The organism is Faecalibacterium butyricigenerans, assembly GCF_020687345.1.
Taxonomy (GTDB): domain Bacteria; phylum Bacillota; class Clostridia; order Oscillospirales; family Ruminococcaceae; genus Faecalibacterium; species Faecalibacterium butyricigenerans.
The window spans coordinates 85,842-96,079 of record NZ_JAJEQL010000008.1 but is presented as its reverse complement, the minus strand read 5'-3'; the positions used below and the strand labels follow the sequence as shown (position 1 = coordinate 96,079).

At 58.0% G+C, this 10,238-nt stretch carries 9 protein-coding genes; 1 reads left to right on the top strand and 8 read right to left on the bottom strand.

The window, feature by feature from the left end:
- On the bottom strand, positions 1–323 hold a 323-nt coding region (locus LKD23_RS05125; RefSeq protein WP_227620724.1), incomplete at its 3' end, for a hypothetical protein.
- Between the two features lie 128 nt (positions 324–451).
- On the opposite strand from LKD23_RS05125, the gene LKD23_RS05120 reads away from it, so the two are divergent.
- Entirely contained in the window at positions 452–1,042 is a 591-nt protein-coding gene (locus LKD23_RS05120) for a hypothetical protein (protein WP_227620723.1), read from the top strand.
- Positions 1,043–1,145: 103 nt separating this feature from the next.
- Here the strand turns inward: LKD23_RS05120 and LKD23_RS05115 are convergent, their stop codons facing one another.
- From LKD23_RS05115 to LKD23_RS05085, 7 genes are all read right to left on the bottom strand, one after another.
- Positions 1,146–2,102: a calcium/sodium antiporter gene (locus tag LKD23_RS05115; protein WP_227620722.1), complete on the bottom strand. Its 957-nt coding sequence runs from the start codon at positions 2,100–2,102 to the stop codon at positions 1,146–1,148.
- Between the two features lie 201 nt (positions 2,103–2,303).
- Positions 2,304–3,236, bottom strand: coding sequence for an ABC transporter ATP-binding protein (locus tag LKD23_RS05110; protein WP_227620721.1), 933 nt, complete (start codon positions 3,234–3,236; stop codon positions 2,304–2,306).
- On the bottom strand, positions 3,237–4,334 hold the full coding sequence (locus LKD23_RS05105; protein ID WP_227620720.1) for an ABC transporter ATP-binding protein: 1,098 nt from the start codon (positions 4,332–4,334) through the stop codon (positions 3,237–3,239).
- Positions 4,335–4,347: 13 nt separating this feature from the next.
- On the bottom strand, positions 4,348–5,451 hold the full coding sequence (locus LKD23_RS05100; protein WP_227620719.1) for an ABC transporter permease: 1,104 nt from the start codon (positions 5,449–5,451) through the stop codon (positions 4,348–4,350).
- A gap of 1 nt (position 5,452) precedes the next feature.
- Positions 5,453–6,388 carry an ABC transporter permease gene (locus LKD23_RS05095; RefSeq protein ID WP_227620718.1) on the bottom strand — a complete coding sequence of 312 codons (936 nt, stop codon included), beginning with the start codon at positions 6,386–6,388 and terminating at the stop codon, positions 5,453–5,455.
- Between the two features lie 129 nt (positions 6,389–6,517).
- Entirely contained in the window at positions 6,518–8,221 is a 1,704-nt protein-coding gene (locus tag LKD23_RS05090) for a peptide ABC transporter substrate-binding protein (RefSeq protein WP_227620717.1), read from the bottom strand.
- A 496-nt stretch (positions 8,222–8,717) separates the two neighbouring features.
- Positions 8,718–10,049, bottom strand: a complete 1,332-nt coding sequence (locus tag LKD23_RS05085) for a dicarboxylate/amino acid:cation symporter (protein ID WP_227620716.1) — start codon at positions 10,047–10,049, stop codon at positions 8,718–8,720.
- Positions 10,050–10,238: the final 189 nt, after the last annotated feature.

The window sequence follows — 10,238 nt, the reverse complement described above, 5'->3', positions numbered from 1 at the left end:
CTGACGATGACACGAACAATGACACCGAGGAGGGAAGCATGACCGCTGCACTTGCAGAACAGCGCCTTTCCTGCAAATAAGGATACCATAAAAATCAACGGATTGCAACAGCTCCACCTTCCCGGGTGGAGCTGTTCTTTCTTTCTCCCGGAATTGTTCAATCTGCCGGTTCTCGACATTTCAAATTGGGCATCCATCCAGACTTTTTTCGATTTTACGTCATAATATTGACATCTTCCCGTCATCGTCTTATCATTGTGTTGTAGAAGCCGCAAGTGTTTGAAAGCGCTGTTTGCCGTCTGTTTCAACGGTTTTCGAATCATAGCAATTCAACTTTTTAATGCAACAGCAACAGCGTTGAATTGCATATCGCAAATATGCTGTTTTCATGTTGCACTAATTTCTTGCCTTGCGATAAACAGACGGACTGCACAGACGGGAGGGTTCTGCCATGACACGATGCACAAACCGCCGCACTGCCATCCTTACGCTCATTCTGGGCCTTACACTCCTGCTTTGCGGCTGTCAGGTCGGCGGCGGGGTGTTCGTCCTGCCGGACATTTCCACTAAAGACAGCACGCAGGGCAAAACTCAGCTTCTCGCCGCCCTGAATAAACATTATTACACCCACTTTGACAACAGCGATTCCAGCCACTTTATCTATGGCAATGACTCCGCCGCCGAGGCTGTTTTCTTATATCTTCAAGACGCCTGTAACGGCGATGCTTCTCAGGTATCTACACTTCTTGCAGAGAACAAAAACACGGGTCTTGTGAACTGTGCCGAGAATTTAACAGTCATGCCTCCCTTCTTATCCATCGGACCATGTCGGATCAGTTATTCCGAACTTCGTCCTGATTTATTGGATGGTGGAGTGCTTCGGGAAAATGCCGACTTTTCCTCTGTCGCCAAAAATCTTATCAATCGCCAAAAGTTTCTCACCATCCCCGATGATTCCTCCAAAGCAGTCTACGACCGGGTCAGTTTTGCCGTCGGCACCATCGGCGGACAGACCTTCGTGATCGCCGTCTTTACCTCCTGATAAAAACAAAAAGCCAGCCGCAGTTTTCCGTCCTGCGGCTGGCTTCATCTTTTACTTGCTCAAGCGGGCATTTTCTTCGGTTGTTATAAAATGACATCGCGCCTCACAGCGTGAACTGCACCGTGCAGAACGCGGCATAGATGCAGAGCAGCGCCACGCCCTGCACGCGGGAGAGTCTGCCGCGCACCAGCGCCGGGATGGTCAGCAGGATCATCACCAGCAGCATCACGGGCAGTTCGAGCACGAGGCTCGAGTTGATGCCGAACAGAGTCGCGCTCTGCGGAATATCAAACGGTGCCAGCGCCACCGACACGCCGCTGACCAGCACGAGATTGAAGACGTTCGCGCCCACGATGTTGCCCAGCGAGAGGTCGCTGTGGCCCTTCATCAGCGAGGTGATGGCCGTGACCAGCTCGGGCAGCGAAGTGCCCAGCGCCACGAAGGTGAGCGCGATGACGGATTCGGGCACGCCCAGCGCCTGTGCAATGATGGTGCCGTTGTCCACCAGCAGGTTCGCACCCAGCGCGATGAGGGTCGCGCCCACCACCAGCCGCAGAACGATCCGCCCAAGGCTCATCAGCTCTTCTTCGTGCTCCGGCTCTGCCGGGGCATTTTTCATCTGCCAGACATTCGCCACCATATAGGCCGCGAACATTGCCAGCATCAGCAGACCCAAAGGCCGGGTGAAGCGGCCCATCCCGTAAGCGGCGAAGCAGTAGACGGCCGCCGCCGCGAAGAAAAAGGCCACTGGCACCCGCAGGGTCTTGGGGTTCACCTTGCCGGGCCGCACGGCCACCGTGATGGCCGCGATGAGGGCCGCATTGCAGATGACCGAGCCGATGGCGTTGCCGTAGGCGATCTCACCATGGCCGGACACGGCTGAGATGGTGGACACCATCACCTCAGGCAGGGTGGTGCCGATGGACACCACCGTTGCGCCGATGAGCAGCTCCGGCAGGTGGAACCGGCGGGCCAGCGCCGATGCGCCGTCCACGAACCAGTCGCCGCCCTTGATGAGGCAGAGCAGACCCAGAACGAACAGAATGCCGGGGATTATCATAGTACTCCTCCAAAACCGGGCGCAGCGTGCGCCGTATCCCATAACGCATATTCAACGGCCCGCACTTTCCGGGCCGTATTTTTATATGATACCAGATTTACCCCCGGAATACAACGTCCCGCCACGAAACATTTTGCAGCGCTATTATATATAAGGTAGCCGGAGCGCAAAAAAGCTCCCCCGAAGGGGAGCTGAACGGTCTTATTTGCACCATTTGGCAAATTCTTCATCCGTACACTTGACGTAATGGCTGCCCTCCACATGGTGGCTGGTGCCCTTGGAATAGTCGATGCCTGAGGTGGCGTAGTCGTAGGTCTCGGCCACCCGGCGCTTCTCCACCACCGGGTTCGGCAGCGGGATGGCCGACAACAGGCTGCGGGTATAGGGGTGGATGGGATCTGCAAAGATCTCCTCCGTTGTGCCCGTTTCCAGCAGGTGGCCCAGATGGAGCACGCCGATGCGGTCGGAGATGTACTTGACCATCGACAGGTCGTGGGCGATGAACAGATAGGCCGTGCCCGTCTCCTGCTGGATGTCCTTCATCAGGTTGACGACCTGCGCCTGAATCGACACGTCCAGCGCCGAGATGCACTCGTCGGCGATGATGAGCTTCGGGTTCATGATAAGGGCGCGGGCAATGCCGACGCGCTGACGCTGGCCGCCGGAGAACTGGTGGGGGTAGCGCTCGGCGTGTTCCGGTGCAAGGCCCACCTTCGCCAGAATCTTCTCCACCTTCTCGCGGCGCTCGGCCTGCGTCTTGTACATATGGTGGATGTCCAGACCCTCGCCGATGATGTCCTCCACCTTCTTGCGGGGGTTCAGAGATGCCATCGGGTCTTGGAAGATCATCTGCATCTGGGTGCGCAGGGTGTTGTTCTGGGCGTGGCTCAGATGGCCGCTGATGTCCTGCCCGTCGAATGTGATCCTGCCTGCGGTGGGGTCATACAGCCGGATGATGCTCCGGCCGATGGTGGATTTGCCCGAGCCGGACTCGCCCACCAAACCATAGGTCTCGCCGGGATAGATCTCAAAGCTGACATCGTCCACGGCCTTGACCGTGAAGTTTTTGTTTACCTTGAAATACTGCTTCAGCCCCTCGACCTTCAGCAGAGGGGTAGCGCTTTGTGCTGCCATTTACTCCGCCTCCTCGATCTTTTTTGCTTCTGCGCGCATCCGGGCCACACGTTCCTTCAGCTCCGGCGGCATCTCCACCTTGGGGGCACGGGGGTCCAGCAGCCAAGTCGCTGCAAAGTGGGTGTCGCTGATCTTGAACATGGGCGGGTCGATCTCGTCGTCGATCTTCAGCGCGTACTTGTTGCGGGGTGCAAAGGCGTCGCCGGCCTTTTCGTGCAGCAGGTTCGGCGGCGAGCCGGGGATGGTGTAGAGCCGCTCGTCAGCCGTGTCAAGGTCGGGCATGGCCGACAGCAAGCCCCATGTGTAGGGGTGGCGGGGGTCGTAGAAGATCTCATCAATGGTGCCGGTTTCGACGATCTTGCCCGCATACATGACATCGACATAGTCGGCCACCTTTGCCACGACGCCGAGGTCGTGGGTGATGTAGATGACCGAGATGCCGCGCTCCTTCTGGATGCTGCGGATAAGCTCCAAAATCTTCGCCTGAATGGTCACATCCAGTGCGGTGGTCGGCTCGTCGCAGATGAGCAGGTCGGGGTCGCAGGACAGCGCGATGGCGATGACCACGCGCTGCCGCATACCGCCGGACAGCTGGTGGGGGTAGCTCTTCATCCGCTTTTCGGCGTCGGTGATGCCCACCTCTTCCAGCAGCTCGAGGGCCTTCTTATAGGCCTCGGCCTTGGGCATCTTGAAGTGCCAGAGCATCCCCTCCATGATCTGCTTGCCGATGGTCATGGTGGGGTCAAGGCTGGTCATGGGGTCCTGAAAGACCATGGCGATCCGCTTGCCGTTGATGTGGCGGCGGATCCACTTCTTGTCCTTCTGCAGCAGGTCGACCGTCTCCGGGCTGCCGTCGGCGTGGTGGTAGCTGAACTGGATGCTGCCGCTGTTCACCTTGGCGTTCTGGGCGAGGATACCCATAGCCGCCTTCATGGTGACGGACTTGCCGGAGCCGGACTCGCCCACCAGCGCCACCGTCTCGCCCTTGTAGAGGTCGATGTTCACGCCCCGGATGGCATGGACGGGGCCGGCGGTGGTCTTAAAGGTAATATCAAGGTCTCGCACCGACAAGACCTGTTCTCTTTTTGCATCAGGCATGCTGTGCGCCTCCTTACATACTCTTCATCTTGGGGTCAAGTGCCTCGCGCAGGCCGTCGGCCAGCAGGTTGAAGCTGAGCATCAGCAGGCTCATGACCACGATGGGTGGGATGATCTGATAGGGGTGGGTGGTGAAGCTGTTGTACAGCTCACTGATGAGGGAACCCAGCGAGCACTGGGGCACCGGGATGCCCAGACCCACAAAGGAAAGGAAGGCCTCGGTAAAGATGGCCGTCGGGATGCTGAACATGACCTGCGTGATGATGGGTCCGATGATGTTGGGCAGCACTTCCTTGAAGATGATGAAGAAGCTGCCTGCGCCCAGCGTGCGGGAGGCCAGAACGAACTCCTGATCCTTCAGCTTGAGCATCTCAGCGCGGGCGATCCGGCTCATGCCCACCCACTCGGTGAGCATCAGGGCAAAGATGATGGTCACCATGCCGGGCTGCAGCACCAGAAGCAGCAGCGTGACGATGACCAGACGGGGGATGCCGTTGGCGATCTCGAGGAAGCGCTGCATCAGCATATCCACCTTGCCGCCGAAATAGCCCGAGACAAGGCCGTAGCTCATGCCGATGACCATGTCAATGACCGCAGCGGCCACGGCGATGATGAGGGAGACGCGGGCACCTTCCCAAGTACGGGTCCAGATGTCGCGGCCGTACAGGTCGCTTCCAAACCAGTAGTAGACGTCATCCTTGCCTTTTTCGACATAGTTGTTGACGATCTTCGTGCCGGTGGTGGTGCTCATCTTCTCGCTGCCGTCCAGAATGCCGAACTGCTCGATGCCGGGCACGCGGGGCGCAAAGTTTTTCTGGCTCAGATCCTGGCCGGAGTAGGTGTAGTCATTCATGCCCGGGCCAAAGATGGCCAGCAGCAGGATGATGAAGATCATGATCAGGCCCAGCACAGCGCTCTTCTTGCGGAAGAAGCGGATGCGGACATCTTTCCAGAAGCTCTGGGCCGCAAAGTTGGTATCCACCGCAATCTCGGCGGCGTTGTCTTTCCGGGCAAACTCTTCGGCGGTGAAGCTGTGCTCCGGGTATAGCTCCTGCACGGCCTGCGTGATGGCTGCGGCGGTGCTTTCGCCGCCCAGTCGGATCGCTTTTTCTGCCATATCAGTCGTCCCCCTTTGCCAGACGGATGCGCGGGTCGATGATGCCGTACAGCAAATCAACGACCAGCATGATGCCAATGTACATGGCGCTGTAGATGAAGCTCAGACCAATGACCACGTTGTAATCGTTGGACTGGATGGCCGTCACCAACAGGCTGCCCACGCCGGGGATGGCAAAGATCTTCTCGACCACCAGCGAGCCGGTCATCAGATCCACAATGAGGGGCGCCAGCACGGTGATGATGGGGATGAGGGCGTTGCGCAGGGCGTGGCGGAAGATGAGCGCTGGGCCGGAGATGCCCTTGCTCTCGGCCAGCAGCATATAGTCGGAGTCCAGCACCTCGATCATCTCGCTTCGGGTAAAGCGAGCGATGGAGGCCATGGTGAACATGGACAGCGACACGCTGGGCAGAACGCTGGAGCCAAAGATGTCCTTGGCCGAGAACAGCATCGGGAACCAGCGGAGCCGGAAGCCGAAGGTGTAGCTCAGGGTCAGTGCGAAGACGTAGGACGGCACCGACACGCCGATGACCGAGATGATGGTGGCGATGGTGTCAAAGATGGTGTCCCTCTTGAGGGCGGCGATGATGCCCAGTACGAGGCCCACCAGAGCGCCCAGCGTGACCGCCATGCCGCCGATCTGGATGGAGATGGGCAGACGGGACTGGATGAGCTGGGAGATGGGCGTGTTCTTCGAAATGTTGTAGCTTACGCCGAAGTCGCCCCGAAGCATATTGCCCACATAGCGGAAGAACTGGACATAGATCGGCTGGTCAAGGCCGTATTTTGCGTAGAGCGCGGCTCTCATATCGGCTGTCAGCTTTTCGTCGTTGAACGGCGAGCCGGGCATCAGCTGCATCAGGATGAACAGTACCAGCAGGATGGCCAGCAGCGTAAACAGCGAGGTGAGGACACGCTTGAGCGTATATTTTTTCACGTCAGGTGAACCCCCTTTTGTGGCCGCAGCGGCGGTCAGTCGTGCGTCTGCTGCGGACAGGTACAATGCCAAAAAGGCGCACAGTGGCTTTTGCGGGCCACTGTGCGGCCTTGGTTCAGCGATTCTTATTTAAGCGTTCTTCACGGTGCGCTTGTACACGCGGTTCAGTGCCACAGGGTGGAACTCTACGCCGGTAACAGCAGAAGAGACCATCTCGGCGTTGCACTGGCCGTACAGCGGGAAGATGACGGCCTGCTCCAGAACGATGGCTTCTGCATCGTACAGAGCGGCCCAGCGGCCCTCGGGGTCGGTGCAGAGGTCGCCGGTGGTGCACTCCTCAATAATGGAGTCATACTCGGCGTCGCTCCACAGACCGTAGTTGTTGGAGTTGCCAGTGACCCACATACCCAGATAGGTCATGGGGTCGGCGTAGTCGGGACCCCAGCGGGTCAGGCCCAGCTGGAAGTTTCCGTCCTGCATATCCTGCACGCGCTGCTTCTTCGGCTCGACGGTCAGGTTCACCGTCAGGCCGGGCAGGGTGGTCTCCAGCTGCTCCTTGACGACCTGTGCCACCTTCTGAGGTGCATCGTCGGCGTCAACGACCATATCGAAGGAGAAGCTGTCCTTGCCCAGCTCGCTCTTTGCAGTCTCGTAGTACTCAGCAGCCTTGGCTGCATCGAATGCGCAGTAATCCGCATACTTGGTCTGGTCAGCGCTGAAGTCGCTGCCGTCCGGGCCGGTTGCGAACTGAGGAGGAACGGCGGTGTAGCAGGGGGCGGAGCCATCCTTCAGGACGTCGCCGGTGATGGCGTCGCGGTCCAGAGCGAAGGTGAGAGCCTTGCGCAGATTCTCGTTTGCCAGCTCAGGCACACTGTTGATGTTGGGGCTGATGTACCACAGATAGCCAGCGCCCACGCTGATGAACTCGGGATCGTCCTTGACCTGATCGACCTGCTCACCATTCAGCAGGGTGATGTCCAGAGTACCGGTCTGATAGCTCATCAGAGCCTGCTGGCTGTCCTTGATGACCTGATAGGACAGGCCATCCAGCGCGATGCTGTCGGCATCGTAATAGTCGGTGTTCTTGACCATCTCGAATGCGGTAGCAGCGGGCTGATAGTCGGTCAGGATGAAAGCACCGTTGGACAGCACCGTGTCGGGGCTGGTACCGAAGGTGTCCGCGCAGGTGTTGAAGAAGGCCTCGTTGACCGGGTAGAAGGTGGGGAAGTACATCAGGCTCAGGAAGTAGCTGACCGGGACGTTCAGCTGGACCTCGAGGGTCTTGTCATCCACTGCGGTCACGCCCAGATCGGTGACGGGCTTTTCTCCTGCAATGATCTCGGCAGCGTTGACCACCTGACCAATATCCGACAGCATATAGGAATACTCGGAAGCGTTGGCAGGGTCAACCGCCCGCTGCCAGCCGAACACAAAGTCGGCTGCGGTGACGGCGTCGCCGTTGGACCACTTTGCATCGCGCAGGTGGAAGGTATAGGTCTTGCCGTCCTCGCTGATGTCGCAGCTCTCGGCAATGGCCGGGACCGCTGCGCCGTCGGTATCCATCTGCATCAGACCATCAGTGTAGTCTGCGATGACCTCAAAAGAGGTGCCGTCGGTGGCGATCTGCGGGTCCAGAGACTGAACTTCGGTCTCCAGCATGATGTTCAGGGTGCCGCCTGCGGCAGTGCCAGCTGCGCTGGAAGCACCGGTGGAGGCAGCCGTGGAAGCTGCCGTAGAGCTGGAGCCGCCGCAGGCCGTCAGGGCCAGAGCTGCTGCGGACACGCCTGCTGCTGCCAGAAAGCTGCGGCGCGAAATACGACGATCGAATCTCATAATATCTTTTCCCCTCTCTAACACCGCTTTAATCCATTAAAGCGACTGTTTCAAAAAAATGCACAAGGTGTTCCGCTCCCCCTCTGGAGCTTTTCGCACACCCTTGTGCCTTGGCCGCATTATACCGCGTCTTCCGCCGAAAGAAAAGGTTTTTTTCCAAATTTACATCTCCCAAAGGACGATTTCTGTGGTTTGACCAACAATATACCGAAATTCCAATTTGAATTTTGTATAGTTTTTCTCTTGAGCTGTACTCACTCAAAGCACAGTTCAGATGAAACAAGTGTTATCTGTCCTCCTGTTATGTACACCACGGTCGTTCCTCTTTCTTTTATAAAGAAAACCGCCCGCCGCACTTTTGGTGCGGCGGGCGGCCCAGACTTTATTTTATCGCAATTTTCAAAAATAGTGCCTATCAAAACGGCCGCTTTGCGATATGCAGTTTGCGGATGTTGCTTGTGCATTAAAAACGCAAACTGCTATATTTGGAAAATGCTCAGACTGCCTCAGCGGCAGGCACTTCGGCCTCGCCATTGTACACAGCCTCATCCAGCTGACCTTCGGTGGCGGCCACAAGAGTGGTAGCGGCCGCAGCGCCGACGACGTTGGTGGCGGTACGCGCCATATCAACGATGCTGGAAATGGGGGAAAGCAGGATGATGGCTTCCACCGGCAGACCGGCGGCGGCAAAGAGGGCCGTGGCGGTGATGGTAGCCGTGCCGGGCACGCCGACGGTGCCGATGGAGACGACCACAGCCAGCACGACAAGGAAAGCGTACTGCACCGGGGTGTATTCAATGCCCAGCAGGTGGATGGTGAAGACCGCCAGCAGGGTGGGCCAGATGCCGGCGCAGCCCGGCATACCGAGGTTTGCGCCCAGACTTGCGCCAAAGGCGGCGACGTCCTCATTGACGCCCAGCTTCTTGGTCAGCTGGTTGACGGTGACAGGGATGGTGCCCACGCTGCTCTGAGAGGTAAAGGCCACGGTGGCTGCGGGCCAGATGCCCTTGAAGAAGCGGACCGGGTCCAGCTTGCCGACCAGCTTGACGAGTACGCCTTCCACCACGAAGAGCTGGATTGCGCAGAGGATATAGGCCAGCACCAGAACACTCAGCAGCGGGATGAGGTCAGCCGGAGAAGAGCGGCTGACGGCGCGGGCGATGAGGGACAGGACGGCATAGGGGGTAAAGGAGATGACGTAGCTGACCACACGGCCCATCACAAGGTCGCCGGCGTCGATGAACTTCTTGAAGGGGGCGACCTCCTCGGGCTTCTTGACCACCAGCTTGTTGTAACTGATGGCCACCAGAATGGAAAAGACCACGATGGGCACCACCTCGCCGTTGGCCCAGTGCGAAGCGAGGTTCTGGGGAAAGAGGCTGATGACGGTGTCCACGAAGGTGGGCACTTCCTTGGCGGTGTAGTCGGTGGCCAGCTCATACTGGACGCCGTGGCCGATGTTGGTGGCCACCCCGGCGACCAGAGTGATGAGGCTGGCGAAGAAGGTGTTCAGGACGAGGAAGAAAACGGTCTTGAGGCCGATGTTTTTCAGACGAACGGAGTTGCCCAGATTGGTGATGCTGGAAATGATGCTGAAGCTCAGCAGCGGGATGACCACCGCCGAGACGACGTGGGCATAGACCGTGCCCACAGCGGCCACATAGACGTGATGGCCCTTGAATGCGAGGCCCACGATGAGGCCGAGGCCTACCGCCAGAATGGTGCGCACGCCGAAGTCCACGTGCTTTTTCTTGTGCAGATAATACAGCAGGGCAAAGAATACAGCAGTCAGGGCCAGTGCGGCCAGATCCAAAATTTCTACAGACATAAAACGGATGCTCCTTTATTTTCTGAGTGTGATGTCGTTTTTGTCTGTCAACACATTCGCTCTCTCATGGTGTTCCTCCCATTTAGCACAAACCTACTTTGTATGTATGTTTGTTCGGTTGCCGTGGAGTATACTACATCCCGTTCCGGTTGTCAAGCAAATTATGAAAAAACTTTGAATTTCACGTCC